The sequence below is a fragment of the Bacteroides sp. GD17 genome, from assembly GCF_038448625.1.
GTDB lineage: Bacteria > Bacteroidota > Bacteroidia > Bacteroidales > Bacteroidaceae > Bacteroides.
On record NZ_JBCEZS010000001.1, the window covers coordinates 78,015 to 94,032 of the forward strand.

Below are 16,018 nucleotides of genomic sequence, written 5' to 3' on the forward strand. Positions count from 1 at the left end.
CTAGGTCTTACGAAAGAATGACCATGGTCATGTAAAAATATGACCATGGTCAGACGAAAAGATAACCTAGGTTGAACGAGATAGAATCCCTGACTTTATACATTAAATATAGGACTCAGGCAGATAAAAGACAGGAAGGCGGGAACTAAAAACAATACTTTCCGCATTTCCTTAATCCCGAATTCACGTATAATTAATAAATCACCAATAATCGTTTAATATGAAAAACATTTTTCCAAAACAACCAATAAAATTCTTTCTGATATTTTTAATATGTATCGGAAATATGCATTATATATTTGCCCAGTCGCCAAGGAAGGTTACCGGACGTGTGATGGATGCACAGGGCGAGTTACTCATCGGAGTAAATGTAACGGAAGTCAATAATCCTTCCAATGGCGTGGTTACTGATATCAATGGTACTTATACTATAGTATTAAGTAATGACAAGTCTTCTTTGAAATTTTCCTATATCGGTTTTAAAGATAAAGTCTTGGCAGTTGGTTCGAAGGGTATAATCGACGTATCTATGGAAGAAGATGTAGCTGCCCTTGATGAAGTGGTAGTAGTGGGATTCGGTACGCAGAAAAAGGCTTCTGTTGTTGGATCTATTACCAATATTGAACCTGCTAAACTTGCCGCATCTTCCAGCCGTTCTTTAAGTAATAATTTGGCTGGTATGCTTCCCGGTGTCATTGCAGTTCAAAGAAGCGGTGACCCTTGGTTCAATAACTCAGATTTTTGGATTCGTGGTATCAGTAGTTTTACCGGAAACACCAATCCTCTGGTATTGGTGGATGGTATAGAAAGATCATTGCACGATATTGACCCTGAAGAAATAGCTTCTTTCTCTGTGTTGAAAGATGCTGCGGCAAGTGCTGTTTATGGAGTGCGCGGTGCCAATGGCGTTGTAATGATTGAAACTAAGCGGGGTAAGATTGGAAAGCCTCAGGTCGATGTACGTTTTGAACATTCCTTTACACAACCTATTAAAATACCCGATTATATTGGTAGTGTGAAGTATTTGGAATTAATTAACGAGATGTATACTGAGCAGGGAAGATCTCCGTTTGTGAGTGATGCTACTTTGCTAAACTATAAAAATCAGACTGACCCTGAATTGTATCCGGATGTAGATTGGTGGGATGTTGTGTCGAAAGACCATGCAGATAATACTAAAGCAAATGTCAGCGTCAATGGTGGTACGGATATTCTCCGTTATTCGTTGGTAGTAGGATATTACAATGAAAACGGTATCATTGAGCGTGACAAGAACCAGGAATGGGACTCCTCCTTGAAAGTGAGCCGTTATACAGTACGTTCTAACGTAGATGTTAATCTTACTCCTACCACTTTATTCCGGGCTAATGTAGGGGTATTTTTGCAAACTAGAAATGCCCCTCCGGGAAGTAATGAAACAAATGCTGGTATTTTCTACCAAGCGATGCGCGTTCCCCCTTATGTGCATCCGGCTATTTATGCAGATGGACGTATTCCTCGTGTAAAATTCAAAGAGAATCCTTGGGCTTGGGCCACGCAACGCGGGTATGAGAAGATGAATCACAATAAGATAGAGTCATTGACCTCTCTTGAACAAGACCTGAAGTTCATTACACCGGGATTGAAAGCAAAAGTGACTTTCTCTTTTGATAAATTTTCAGCCAATTCGGTAACTCGTTCTAAAACCCCTTATTATTATAATCCGGCAACATCACGTGATGAAAACGGTGAAATTGTTACAGACGTACAAGAAAATGGTCAGGAATTCCTGGGTTATAGTAAAGGAGCTGAATGGGGAGACCAAAGTATATATTTAGAAGGAATGCTTTCATATAACCGTGTTTTCGGGGGTATACATGATATAAATGCCATGTTCTTGTATAATCAAAAGGACTATGATAAAGGGGAAACCCTTCCTTACCGTAGTCAAGGTATAGCTGGAAGATTTTCTTATACTTATGATAGCCGTTATATTGGCGAATTTAATTTTGGTTACAATGGTTCCGAAAACTTTGCACGTGGCAAGCGGTTTGGTTTCTTTCCGGCTGTGGCTGTAGGTTGGATTGTGTCATCGGAAAAGTTTATGAAACCTCTTTCTGGTATTATATCTAATTTGAAATTGAGAGCTACTTGGGGTAAGGCTGGTAATAGCAATATTGGGGGTGACAGACGTTTTGCTTATATTTCTACAATTGTGGATACTGGTTCATATACTTGGGGAACAGACGCAAACGTATACCGTTTGGGACGTTCAGAAGGTGAGATTGGTGTAAACAATTTGACGTGGGAAACCGTGACCAAAATGAATGCAGGTCTGGATTTGAGCCTTTGGAGTAATAGCGTAAATTTTGTGGTAGATGTGTTTAAGGAAAAGAGAGAAGACATCTTCATGCAGCGTAAGAATGTGCCGGGTTCAGCCGGATTCAACCGTAACATTTGGGCTAATTTCGGTAAAGTGGAAAATAGGGGATTTGACATGTCATTGAATATCAATCACCAATTCAATAAAGATTGGGCTGTTTCTGCTATGGCTAATTATACGTACGCACATAATAAAATAGTGGAAATAGATGAGCCGGCTGCTGTTCTTGGTACTTATCGTTCGGGTACTGGTAAGCCGGTAGGGCAGTTGTTTGGTCTGATAGCTGAAAGACTTTTTACAGAAGATGATTTTGATGAGAATGGAAGACTAAAAGAAGGTATTCCTGCACAGAATTTTAGTGATGCGAGTAATTTGCGTCCCGGGGATATCAAATACAAAGATTTGAATGGTGATGGTGAGGTAACAGCAGTAGACGAGACAGCTATTGGTGGTACACGTATTCCCGAGGTCGTTTACGGCTTTGGAGCAACAGTCAGATACAAGGCATTCGATTTTGGAGTATTCTTCCAAGGCACTGGCAAAACTTATCAGTTGTTGGGAGGTGAAACCTGGTTACCGGGTTCTTCATTGGGAGCAGGTAATATTTTCTCGAATATTGATGACCGCTGGACACCGGAAAACCCAAGGCAAGATGTATTTTGGCCGCGTATGGGCGATAAAGCTGTGGCAAACAACTCTCGGGCTTCTACTTGGTGGTTACGTGATATGAGTTTCATGCGATTGAAGAATCTGGAACTGGGCTATACGCTTCCACAACGGTGGACTAGCAAAATAGGAGTCCGTGATTGCCGTTTGTTTGCAAGAGGAACCAACCTACTGACATTCTCTGATTTCAAACTTTGGGATCCTGAACTGGAAACTACTGATGGATTGAGATATCCACAAATGAAGTCTGTATCGATAGGATTCAGTATTAATTTCAATAATTAATAAGATACGAAATATGAAAAAATATAAATCTATAGTAACAGCTATTTTGTTGTTGTGTTCCATGGTCTTGGCAACAAGTTGTAACGATTTTCTAGATAAGGCTCCTGATGATCAATTGACCATGGAAATGGTTTTCTCAGATAAAATAAGAACTGAAGATTGGTTGGCCGGTGTTTATTCCTCTATACCCAGTCCTATGTGGGGATATTTTAAAGATCAGGGCTATAATATTATGGGTGATGACATTACTATTCCTCAGGACTGGTCACCGTTTGGATGGGCCAACGTGTATGCTTATACTACGGGAAATTGGAGTCCCATTTCGGCTTGGAATCCATATTATTGGGTAGAACTTAATAAAAGAATACGTGCCGGACTTATTTTTCTGGAACAGGTAAAAGTTATTCCTGAAAAAGATCTCACTGAAGCTTATGTACATCAGATGAAGTATGAAGTTCGTTTTTTGATAGCTTACTACTACTCTTTGATGATTGAATTATACGGACCTATTCCATTTACGCCTGGAGTAATTTTTCCGGTTGATGCGCCTGAATCCGAGTTAATGACTTCTCAAAGACCTTATAACGAGATTGTAGCTTGGATTGATAATGAATTGTTGGAGGTATCACAGAACCTGCCTGCTGTCTATCCGAATAATACCGATTGGGGTAGAGCGACTTCTGTCATGGCTTTGGCCATCCGGGCAAAAACATTACTCTACGCAGCAAGTCCTTTATTCAATGGAAATCCTGATCTTAAGGATTGGCAGAACGCAGAGGGAGAGTATTTATTTGATGCAGAAGAAAAACCGGAAAAATGGGCAAAAGCGGCAGCTGCTCATCTGGATTTGATCAATGCTGCTGAATCTGCCGGATATAAATTGTATTATGAGTATAATTCGGATGGTACTATTGATCCTTTCATGTCCTACTATAACATGTCGCTGAAACGTTTTTCTGAAGGCAACAGGGAGATTATTTTTGGACGTCCTGAAAATGTAGACCTCTATTACTGGCAGGACCATCATCTGCCGAAAGGTATTGGTGGAAATGCAGCAATGGGTGTTACTCAGGAATTGGTGGACGCGTTCTATATGAAAAATGGTGAAGTGCCTATTCTGGGATATAATGAAGACGGTTCCCCCATCATCAATCCGGAATCAGGTTATGTGGAAAAAGGGTTCTCTGCCGAAACAGAATTTAGAACCACAAGATGGCCGGGAGGAGGACCTTCTAACTTGGGCAATAAAGAAACGAATATGAGTCCGGTGACAGAGGAAGGTACTTTCAATATGTATTGTAACCGTGAACCTCGTTTTTATGTTTCTGTGATTTATAACGGTGCATGGTTGGGAGTGGACAACCGCCATGTGGAGTTTTTGCAAGGCGGCAGAGATACTGATATGACTTTCGACTCTCCGCAGAATGGCTATAATGTCAGAAAAAGAATCTCCTTGGATGTATTCCCGCGTGAGAGAAAGTATGTATATCAGCCGGGAATCTTGTATAGAATGGCCGATGCCTATTTGGGCTATGCCGAAGCACTGAACGAATCTTCATCAGCCCCTACCGCCGATGTGTACAAGTACGTGAATCTGATTAGAGAAAGAGCCGGAATTCCTGCCCTGAAAGAAGGATTGAGTAAGGAGGAAATGCGTGCTGCCATTCAGCAGGAACGCCGTGTAGAATTTAACTGTGAAGGAATTCGTTTTCATGATGTGCGCCGTTGGAAGCTTGGTGAAAAGTATTTAGGCGGTAAATTGTATGGAATGAACCATGATGGTTCTGAAAAGAGTGATGATATGAATAATCCGAAAGCTTTTTATAAAAGAACCTATTACAAGAGCCGTACTTTTAATAAGAGAATGTATCTATGGCCTGTTCCCCAGGCTCAGATTGATATAAATCCTAAATTGAAACAAGCTCCCGGATATCAATAAATAATAGAGTATGACTATGAAATCAATAAAATTCATTTTTTGTATACTGGTGTTGGCAGTTATTGCATTGGCATCCTGCTCGGATAATAACGATGTGGATTTGTCCAACCGTAAATTTGTACGTATCGACCAATCGTCAGTCTACTTGACGGTTGGAGAGAAAATTAAAGTCACTGCAACTGTAGATGAGATAGCAGGCGATTCGTATAAGCTTTTATGGAGCGTACTTGACTCTAATGTAGCTACAGCTGAGAACTTGGATGGTAATGCGAGTGCTATTACAGCAATTACTGCAGGAAAGACCGTTATAAAAGTAGAAACAGTTGACAAAAAGTTAATGTATTTTGCCGATCTTACGGTTACTGAAGGAGAAAAGGCTGTTAAGGTATTGACCATTGGCAGTGGAATGGCTAATGATGCTACTTCGAATTACTTGCATGATATTGCGAAGAATGCCGGTATTTCTTTGGTTATAGGTAATATGTATATTGAAGGTGCTTCTTTGGAAGACCATGTGAAGAATATAACAGATAATCAAGCGGTGTATCAGTATAACCGTATTGCGGTAGATGGTAGTTCAAATACTCAAAGTGGGCAGTCCCTGAAAAGCGTGATTAAAAGTGAAAACTGGGATTATATTGCTTTTGAAGAGTCGTTGGCCCTGGCTGGTAGACAAGAAGGTTATCAAACCAATCTGCCTCAATTGGTAGAGCTTGTGAACAGTTGGGCAACCAATCCCGATGTAAAGTATCTGTTGCATCAGCCCTGGGCTTATGCGAAATCGGCTGTTGAGGATGGTTTTGCCAACTATGGTAGAGATCAGCTTAAAATGTATAATGCTATTGTAGAAGCAGTATGGGCAGCTAAAGAATCGGTGCAGGCAGATGTAGTTCCATCCGGAACAGCCATTCAGAATGGCCGTACAAGCTATATTGGTGAAGAGATGCTGCAAGATGCCTCTCATCTGAATGCAAATACTGCTAAATTTGCTGCGGCATGTACGTGGTTTGAAGCATTGTTCGGACAGAATGAAGTATCTTATAGTCCTGATAACTTGATTAACTATGATGCAAAACTGGCGAAAGCGGCTGCACACAATGCTATTGTTGATAGTAGAACTGTGACCGAACTGGTCGAATATAAAGAGTCTCCCGCTCGTGTTTACATTGACTTTGGTCCTATAGAATCTCCTGCTCCGTTTAATAATTACCGGTTCCCGGGTGATCCTGCACTTGAAAACTTGAAAGATGATAAGGGAAACACTACACCATTCTGTCTACAAGTGGAGAAAGGGTTTACTGGTACTCTGGAGCGCGGTTTGGAGAATACATTAGGATTCCCGAAATCAGCCTCTGAAGATATGTTCTTCAGTGATGGTATAGCCATTCCTGTCAGTAGCTTCAGGATGTCTGGTTTGACCAAAGGAGAGAAATATACATTTACCTTTTATGGTCATATAAATGACAATAATACACAGACAGAGTATCGTGTTATAGGTGCCAATGAAGGGTCGGCTTATCTGGTAAATGACTTCAACCCGGACAGAGTAGCAGCCGTAAAGGGTATTGAACCTGCTGAGGATGGAACTATCTGTATCGAACTACAACCGGGTCCTGACAATACCCAGTGGGCTAAATTCTTTGGTATAAATGTTATGGTGGTAATGCCTGAAGGGAATTGATTGGAGTTTCATGGATAACAGCTTTTATTATTAATCTTTTCACTAAAGAGGAAAAAGCGGCAAGGAGGGGTGTCGAAGAAAGGGCATCCCCTCCTGCCGCTTTTCGATTAGTAAATTTATAAATCAAACATAATGAACATCAACAACAGATTTTTTTTAGTGTTCTTGTCTGCTTTCCTATTGATAGGGTCGCACGTTATGGCCCAAAATCCGTACAGATGGACAAATGAATTGGAGTTATTGAAAAGGATAGATAAACTGCCCGAGTATCGTACCGGCTCTTACGTGGAGCAATTTTCGAGCTACGACAGAACCGGAGGCAACGATGACGGCTTTGCCGGAACCTATTCCTTCCTCCGTAAGGAAGGAGATAAACTGGTCATTGCAGAAATGGAAGGTCCCGGAGTCATTAATCGTATTTGGACGCCTACTCCGACAGACAATATGCTCTATTTTTACTTCGATGGGCAAAAGGAACCCGGCCTGAAAATAAAGTTCTCGGACTTGTTTTCCGGCAAGGTTTATCCGTTTACTAAGCCCGTTTGTGGTAATGAAATCGGTGGTTTTTATTGCTACCTGCCTATTACTTACGAGAAGTCTTGCAAGATTATTTTCGACGGACCGAAGTTGGAGTTCATCCAAATACAATACCGCAGTTTACCGGGAAAGAAGGTGGAAACCTATACCGGTAAATTCTCGCAACAGGATAAGGATTTGTTGGCTGAGGTGAATAGAATGTGGGCAGACTTGTCTCCTGCTGTAACCAACTATACATTTGGAAAGTCAGCCGGCATACAGACTGCAGAAAAGGTATTCACGCTCAGTCCGGGAGAAGAAGCTTCTTTCTTCGAAATGGAAGAGCCGGGCCGTATCGTAGGTATGTCGATTGATGGCGGAACATCTTTCGAAGGTTTGTATAAGGATGTCATCCTTTCTGCCAAGTGGGATAACGAAAAGGTGGAGGCCATCTATGCTCCCGTTGCCGATTTCTTTGGATATGCTTATGGAAAAGGAGCTATGCGAAGCATCCTGATGGGTAAGCAAGGCACTTCCAACTACTGCTATTTGCCGATGCCTTTTGACAAGTCGGCTTCCATGAAGATGATTTATAAGAAGAGGGAAGGCGTTCAGCAATCTCCGATTTCTGTTAATGTGAAGGTATATTATAATGGCAATAAGCGCAATGCAAAGGAAGAAGGTAAGTTCTATTCCGTATGGCGCAGGGAAAGGACTCCTCTCGGAACATTCCATAAGTTTGCTGCACAAAAGGGTAAGGGACATTATGTGGGAACCATTCATCAGGCACAAGGACTGCGCCCGGGGATGACCTTGTTCTTCGAAGGTGATGACACAACCTACGTGGATAAGAAGATGCGCCTGCACGGCACCGGTTCCGAAGATTATTACAACGGTGGCTGGTATGCTTTGCTGGATCGTTGGGACAGAGGAAACAGTCTTCCCATCCATGGTTGCCTGGACTATTCGCTTCCGATGGCAAGAACCGGTGGCTACCGCTTTTTCCTTGCCGACAAGATGTCCTATGAAAAGGAAATATATCACGGAATGGAACATGGTGAAGTAAGAAACAACTTCCCGGTAGATTATACATCCGTGGCGTTCTTCTATGCAGCCCAGCCATTGCAAGGCAGAGAAGAGCCTACCGATGAATTACGCACCGTATATCAGCCTACGGAACATGTCTATTTCCCCCAATTGATGCAGCTGAGCCTTGGTGGAGGTGTTCAGGTGGTGCATGATCGGGGAATCCGTATGACTACCCAACATGGAGGGGTAGTTCGTATTATGTTGAATGATATTCCCGAAGGAAAATATAAAGTATTGATAAACTACTTCGAGAAACCGAATGGTGCCGATTTCCAGATCTGGCAGCGCCAGAAGCAACTCTCCGGATGGATATCTACCAAGAAGGACAAGGAGGCGTCTAAAGACAGAGTACATGTAGGAGATATTAATTTGACGGAGCAAACCAATTCAATCACTTTCCATGTGCGAAATAGCAACGGTGGGGACCAGTTTGAGTTGGGGTTGATTATTCTGGAAAGAATAGAAGAGTAAATACTTGAAATATAAAGTTGATAAGAATGAGAACCAAACGAATATTACTGTATGGCTTTGCTGCTTGTAGTCTGATGGCTAATATGGCTTGTAAAGATGCCGATGGTGAAAAAACGCTGTGCATCGGCAATGTACGTATGATAGCCCGTGTTACGGGTGAGCCCTTACCAGGAGATACTTTATTGAGCCCCAATAATACCGGACCTGATTTTGATGTATATGGAACAGATTTAGGGCTGATGTGGCACATGGATGGGAACCGCGTAGGCATGTTCTTCGGAGATACCAGTGGAGAAGGATTTGTAGTCAACAAAAACGGTGGCAATGGTTCCAATTGGCGCTCCAATGTACTGGCTTTTTCATCGGATACAGATCTTGCGGACGGTCTTAAAATAGACTCTATGTTGCTGGATGCCGATGGTAAGGCACTTGAAGTGTGTGCAGGCGGTAAAACGAATCCAGAGGTCTATCAGACCTCCATTCCCACGAGTGCCATTCGTGCCGGAAAAACGGATTGTGTCCATATCATGAATATCTATGACTGGGGTGCGCCTCATGGACGTTGGCTTACCAATTTTTCTTCAATTTATACTTCCAATGATGACGGCCGTACATGGGCGAGGCATGAAGAAGTGACTTTCTCGCCCGACAGTCACTTCTCGCAAGTGGCCTATGCCAAGCGTGACGGATGGGTGTATATGCTTGGAACACAAGCCGGGCGTGGTGATGCTGCATATTTGGCGCGTTTCCTTGAGAAAGACCTTCTGGACATGAAGGCTTATGAATATTGGAACGGTGAAAGTAAAGAGTGGATACGTGGAAATGAGGCTGCCGCTACTCCGATATTGAGGGGGCCCGTAGGTGAAGCGTCGTTGATATGGCATAAAAAGTTTGAGCGTTGGATTCTGACTTATAATTATGACCCGAATTACGACGAGACTCCTTTGACTAAAAGGCATGCCATTCTTTACTGTACATCGAAGGACCTTATCCAATGGAGTGAGCCGAAAGTGCTGGCAGAAGCAGACAGGTATCCCGCTTTGTACTGTGCCTATATACATCCGTTGAAGGACAATGATGACCAGCTTTGGTTCGTTATGTCTATGTGGGGACCGTACAATGCTTTCCTGATGTGTGCCGACCTGAAACTGGAATAAAGCATGTATGATTCTTCTTATGAAGTATAAACACAAGAAACAATTAATAAACAGAAAAATGAAAAAACAGATTGCAGTATTAGCCTCTGCCTTGCTATTAGGAGGCGGTGTTTATGCCCAAGATGCATCCCAATCACAAAAGCCCAAGGCTTATATGGTAGCTGATGCGCATTTGGACACACAGTGGAACTGGGATATCCAGACCACAATAAAGGACTATGTATGGAATACAATCAGTCAGAACCTGTTTCTGCTGAAACAATATCCGGAATACATCTTCAATTTTGAAGGAGGAGTGAAGTATGCCTGGATGAAGGAATATTATCCGGCGCAATACGAAGAATTGAAGAAATTCATAAAAAGCGGGCGTTGGCATATCAGCGGGTCCAGCTGGGATGCCACAGATACGTTGGTTCCCTCCATCGAGTCTGCCATCCGCAACATCATGCTTGGACAGGACTTTTACCGGAAAGAATTCGGTGTGGAAAGCACCGATATCTTCTTGCCGGACTGTTTCGGCTTCGGCTGGACGCTTCCCGCCATTGCTTCTCATTGCGGACTTATCGGCTTCTCCTCTCAGAAGTTACAGTGGCGCAACAAACCGTTCTATGGCAATGACAAGTATCCTTTTACCATCGGGCTGTGGCAGGGTATAGATGGTTCTACCATCATGATGGCTCATGGGTATGATTACAACCAGCGTTGGGAAGACAAAGACTTGTCGGAGAATAAGAATTTGCTGGAACTGACTACCCATTCTCCGCTTAATATGGTTTACCGCTATTACGGTACGGGAGATATAGGCGGCTCACCTACACTGGAATCAGTGCGTGCCGTAGAAAAAGGCCTGAAAGGTAACGGTCCGTTGCAGATTGTCAGTGCTACAAGCGACCGGATATATAAGGACTTCCAGCCGTATGAGAATCATCCGGAATTGCCCCGGTTCAACGGTGAACTGCTGATGGATGTTCACGGAACGGGATGTTATACCTCACAGGCTGCCATGAAGCTGTACAATCGCCAGAATGAACTTCTGGGAGATGCAGCGGAGCGCTCGTCTGTTGTTGCCGAATGGTTGAACCAGGCTGCCTACCCCGGAGCTGCACTTACCGAAAACTGGCAGCGTTTTATTTTCCATCAGTTTCATGATGACCTTACGGGAACAAGTATACCGCGGGCTTATGAATTTTCGTGGAACGACGAATTGATTACGCTCAAGCAGTTCTCCGGTATTCTGACTTCATCCATAGACGCAGTGGCAAGAAAGCTGGATACCAAAGTAAAAGGGATTCCGGTGATACTCTACAACGCGCTTGGATTCCAGGTTAGCGATATGGCAGAGGTGGAACTGACTCTACCCAAGGAGCCGAAGGGAGTTACCGTATATGATATGAATGGTCGGAAAGTGGCTGCCCAACTGCTGTATTATGCCGATGGTAAAGCCAAGCTTCTGATGGAGGCTGTTGTGCCTGCTACCGGCTATGCAGTCTATGATGTCCGTACATCCGGTTCGTCCGCTGATGCTCCAGTATCTGTAGATGTCAACACGTTGGAGAATTCTGTTTATAAGATAACGCTGGACAAGAAGGGAGACATCGTTTCGTTGTTCGATAAGAAGAACAACAGGGAACTGGTGAAATCGGGCAAATCCATCCGTTTGGCACTCTTCACGCAGAATAAGTCGTATGTATGGCCTGCTTGGGAGATATTGAAAGAGACGATAGACTGTGAACCGGTTTCTATTGCGGACGACGTGAAGATGACACTGGTGGAGGATGGCAGCTTGCGCAAGTCACTCTGCATTGAGAAGCGTCATGGAGAGTCGCTCTTCAAACAATATATCCGTTTGTACGAAGGCAGCCGTGCCGACCGTATCGATTTCTACAACGAGGTGGATTGGCAGTCGACCAATGCGCTGTTGAAGGCTGAATTTCCCTTGAATATAGCAAATTCAGAAGGCACTTACGACTTGGGACTTGGAAGCGTGAAGCGGGGTAACAATACAGAAACAGCCTATGAAGTCTATGCACAATACTGGGCCGACTTGACCGACCGCAGCGGAAATTATGGTGTATCTATCATGAACGACAGCAAATACGGTTGGGACAAACCAAACGATAACACCCTTCGTCTGACGCTGCTACATACCCCTGAAACAAACAAGGATTATGCTTATCAGAACCGCCAGGATTTCGGACATCACTGCTTTACATACAGTCTTGTCGGTCATGCAGGCGGGTTGGATAAAGCAACTACTATCGAAAAGGCGGAAATCCTGAACCAGAAGTTGAAAGCTTTCTGCACAGACAAGCATAAAGGTACGCTGGGCAAAGAATTCTCTTTTGTCTCTTCCGATAACCGTAACGTTGTTATCAAGGCGCTGAAGAAAGCGGAGAATTCGGATGAGTATGTGGTACGTATTTATGAGATGGGCGGTGAGAAGATGCAGAATGCAACTCTTTCCTTTGCCGGTGAAATTGTGAGTGCTTGTGAAGCGGATGGTACGGAAAAGACTATCGGTTCAGCCAAATTCAGCGGAAACGGCTTATCTGTAAGCATAAAGCCTTATTCCATAAAGACGTTCAAAGTGCGTTTGAAGCCTTCGGGAGAAGATACTTATCAATTGCAATATGCTGCTTTGCCGTTGCCTTACAACTATAAATGCTCATCATTCAACGAGTTCCGTGGAGAGGCAGATTTTGAGTCGGGTTATTCGTTTGCGGCAGAATTGTTGCCCGAGTCCTTGACTGTGAATCAGATTCCTTTCCGGCTTGGAGAAAAGGACGCAGCCAACGGGGTGACGTGCAAAGGAGATACGATTGTGCTACCGGCAGGAAAGAAATACAATCGTCTGTATTTCCTGGCAGCTGCCACCGATGGGGACTATGCTGCTACTTTCCAATGCGGGCGGAATAAGAGTGAGGTTATTATACCTTCCTACACCGGATTTGTCGGACAATGGGGACATACCGGACATACTAAAGGCTATCTGAAGGATGTCGAAGTGGCTTACGTCGGAACCCATCGTCATTCTCCTACAGACGACGAGGCTTATGAGTTTACTTATATGTTTAAGTTCGGATTGGATATTCCCGAAGGCGCTACCAGTCTTATTCTTCCAAAGAATGAAAAGATTGTCCTTTTTGCCGCTACGTTGGTAGAGGAGACTCAGAAGCCTGTTCAGGTTGCTACTGCTCTGTTCAATGCGGCTATTCAACAGAATGAGATGGAGTTGGGTAATGTGGAAGCAGAGAAAGAGAATCTGTTGAAGGGTGCAAGGATCATTGGTTATTCCGGTTGTTTCAATGACCGTGAGACACCCGAACGTATGATTGATGGGGATGTCGATACCAAATGGTGCGAAGTGGGAAGTGCATTGAGCTATGTGGACTTTGATTTGGGGGAGACAAAGGCTGTAAGCGGTTGGAAATTGGTGAATGCAGGTCGTGAAGACAAGGGATTCATTACTTCCGCCTGCTTCCTGCAAGGCAAAAACAGTCTGGGAGAAGAGTGGAAAACACTCGATAACATAGATGGAAACCGGCTGAATGTTGTGTCACGCACGATTGATACTCCGGCGCAAGTACGCTACGTGCGCCTGATGATAACCCGTCCTATGCAGAATGCAGGAGGAAAGGTGCTGCGTATTAATGAGATGGAGCTTTACTAATTGTCATTCAGATAAAACGATTGGTTATTATGAAGAAATTGTTTCTTGTAATTCAGTTTGTATTTCTCTTGAGTAGTTTGGCTATGGCCGAGCCGATCATCTCTCTTAAAACATTGTTGCAGGAGATGACAGACCGTTCCGTGTTGGCCCGCTGGCCTGAATATGCCTATACGTGCAAGCAGTTCAGCAGTTACGACCGTAGTTCGAATAACATGACAGATAAGCGTGCCTGGTTCGGGAATTTTGATCAGGGGCAGTTTATCCGTCAGGAAGAAAATGAAGGGAGAACAGAGTATGTGATGATGGATGCCGAGGGTCCCGGTGCCATTGTCCGTTTCTGGATGACTTTCTCCGGTATAAACCGCGGACAAGGGACTTTGCGCATTTACATAGACGGTGATGTCAAACCGGCAGTCGAAGGTAATGTACGCGATATATTGAGTGGACAGATACTTTGCGGGGCACCTCTTTCCGCTTCAGTACCCGATGAAGCTCCGTTGGAAGAAAGAGGGCATAATCTGTACTTACCCATACCTTACGCCAAGCGATGTAAAGTAACTATTGAATCACCGGATTTGAAGATTACCCCCGACGGTCGGATTGAAAGTAAGACGATTGTGTATTATGGCATAAACTATAGAACCTATACGTCTCCCGTCAAAGTAGTTTCTTTTTCTGCCGGTGAATTGAAGAAGAATGTCCGGCTGATAGCCGCTACCAATAAGAAGTTGTCAGAAGGAGCGCCTAAAGCCGATTCTCCACTTGCAAGAGGTGATGGTTCGCTTGATCTGGCTGTTTCGCTGTCTCCGGGAGAAAGTCGGAACTTTACAATCAATGGTTCCCGGGCCATTAATCGTGTTTCGATGAGGCTTGATGCGGCTGATCGCCAGCAGGCACTTCGTTCCACTGTTCTGTCTATTACCTTTGATGGTGAACAGACCGTTTGGGCTCCGATTGGTGATTTTTTTGGTGTCGGTTATCGTCCTGTTGCAACTGGAACATGGTACACGCAAGCTGTTTTGAATGATGTAATGAGTGCAAGCTGGGTTATGCCTTTCGGGCAGAACTGTACCATCACATTGACCAATTATGGAGAGCAGTCGGTTGAGATATCCAAAGCAGTGGCAGTTCATGGGAAATGGCAGTGGGATGAGCGTTCTATGCATTTTGGTACTACGTGGCAGCAATATGCGCGTATTTTTGCCCAAGGTGATGAAAATGCCCAAGATCTGACGTTTGCCAAGCTTAAAGGTAGAGGCGTGTACGTGGGAGATGCGGTTACTGTCTATAACCCCAATTTAGGTTGGTGGGGAGAAGGAGATGAAAAGGTTTATGTCGATGGAGAAACCTTCCCATCCCATTTCGGAACGGGTACAGAAGATTATTATGGCTATGCGTGGGGGCGTTATGAGACTTGGACAAATCATCCTTTTGTTGCCCAGCCTATAGGTGATGGTTGCTATGCCCATATCGGTTTGGCACAGAACACACGTGTACGCAGCCTTGATGCAATCCCTTTTACCAAAAGTCTCCAATTTGACATGGAACTTTTTGATTGGTCAAACATATATCTTAATTATGCTCCGATTACATTTTGGTACATGCTTCCCGGGGGTGAAAAACAGCCGGAACCGTTTGTGAGTGATGTACGCGAACGAGTTGCTAACCAGCCTGCAGATATTTTGGGTTCAGGAATGAGTCTTATAGTCGAAGGGGAGGCCATGTTGCCTAACTCCGGTTATGCGGGTTCTATCGAATTGCAGACAAACTTCTATTATATATGGAGCGAAGGAATGCAACTCTATTGGAGTAAGTTTAAGCCGGGGGATAGTCTTTTATTGTCTTTCGACAGTGAGGTGGAAGGGGCTTATTATGCGAAAGTGCAGTTTACAGTAGCACCTGATTATGGTACGTTTATACTTCGCATGAACGACAAAGTGATTACTCCTGAAATAAATCTGACCAAAGACCAAGTATCTGTAGTTTCAGTTAATCTTGGTCAGGTCAATTTGAAAAAAGGGAAGAACGAATTGCTGATAGAATCGATAGCATTGGCTCCGGGAATGGATGAGGGTTTCTTTGGAATTGATAAATTGACGTTTCATAGATAGATTTACTGGTAGGAGAAACCATATCACAGAGACCGTACTTGTATTGATAACCTCGGACAAACTAAAAGTCC

Annotated in this window: 7 protein-coding genes; all 7 read left to right on the plus strand. The window is 43.8% G+C overall.

The window, feature by feature from the left end; all coding sequences use genetic code 11:
* Window positions 1–220 precede the first annotated feature (220 nt).
* Complete coding sequence (locus AAE250_RS00265; RefSeq protein ID WP_294599593.1) at window positions 221–3,313, plus strand: SusC/RagA family TonB-linked outer membrane protein; 3,093 nt, start codon at window positions 221–223, stop codon at window positions 3,311–3,313.
* A gap of 13 nt (window positions 3,314–3,326) precedes the next feature.
* On the plus strand, window positions 3,327–5,252 hold the full coding sequence (locus AAE250_RS00270; protein ID WP_294599590.1) for a RagB/SusD family nutrient uptake outer membrane protein: 1,926 nt from the start codon (window positions 3,327–3,329) through the stop codon (window positions 5,250–5,252).
* Window positions 5,253–5,268: 16 nt separating this feature from the next.
* Window positions 5,269–6,933, plus strand: coding sequence for a DUF4886 domain-containing protein (locus AAE250_RS00275; RefSeq protein ID WP_294599587.1), 1,665 nt, complete (start codon window positions 5,269–5,271; stop codon window positions 6,931–6,933).
* 132 nt (window positions 6,934–7,065) lie between these two features.
* Window positions 7,066–9,009, plus strand: coding sequence for a glycoside hydrolase family 172 protein (locus AAE250_RS00280; protein WP_446715711.1), 1,944 nt, complete (start codon window positions 7,066–7,068; stop codon window positions 9,007–9,009).
* A 26-nt stretch (window positions 9,010–9,035) separates the two neighbouring features.
* Window positions 9,036–10,166 carry a DUF4185 domain-containing protein gene (locus AAE250_RS00285; protein ID WP_294599581.1) on the plus strand — a complete coding sequence of 377 codons (1,131 nt, stop codon included), beginning with the start codon at window positions 9,036–9,038 and terminating at the stop codon, window positions 10,164–10,166.
* Between the two features lie 58 nt (window positions 10,167–10,224).
* Entirely contained in the window at window positions 10,225–13,836 is a 3,612-nt protein-coding gene (locus AAE250_RS00290) for a glycoside hydrolase family 38 N-terminal domain-containing protein (protein WP_294599578.1), read from the plus strand.
* A gap of 29 nt (window positions 13,837–13,865) precedes the next feature.
* Entirely contained in the window at window positions 13,866–15,947 is a 2,082-nt protein-coding gene (locus AAE250_RS00295; RefSeq protein ID WP_294599576.1) for a glycoside hydrolase family 172 protein, read from the plus strand.
* Window positions 15,948–16,018 lie beyond the last annotated feature (71 nt).

Bases quoted from the DNA above. Each gene is read 5' to 3' on its own strand.
- AAE250_RS00285 (WP_294599581.1), top strand. From the start codon at position 9,036: ATGAGAACCAAACGAATATTACTGTATGGCTTTGCTGCTTGTAGTCTG.
- AAE250_RS00290 (WP_294599578.1), top strand. From the start codon at position 10,225: ATGAAAAAACAGATTGCAGTATTAGCCTCTGCCTTGCTATTAGGAGGC.
- AAE250_RS00295 (WP_294599576.1), top strand. From the start codon at position 13,866: ATGAAGAAATTGTTTCTTGTAATTCAGTTTGTATTTCTCTTGAGTAGT.
- AAE250_RS00275 (WP_294599587.1), top strand. From the start codon at position 5,269: ATGAAATCAATAAAATTCATTTTTTGTATACTGGTGTTGGCAGTTATT.
- AAE250_RS00270 (WP_294599590.1), top strand. From the start codon at position 3,327: ATGAAAAAATATAAATCTATAGTAACAGCTATTTTGTTGTTGTGTTCC.
- AAE250_RS00265 (WP_294599593.1), top strand. From the start codon at position 221: ATGAAAAACATTTTTCCAAAACAACCAATAAAATTCTTTCTGATATTT.
- AAE250_RS00280 (WP_446715711.1), top strand. From the start codon at position 7,066: ATGAACATCAACAACAGATTTTTTTTAGTGTTCTTGTCTGCTTTCCTA.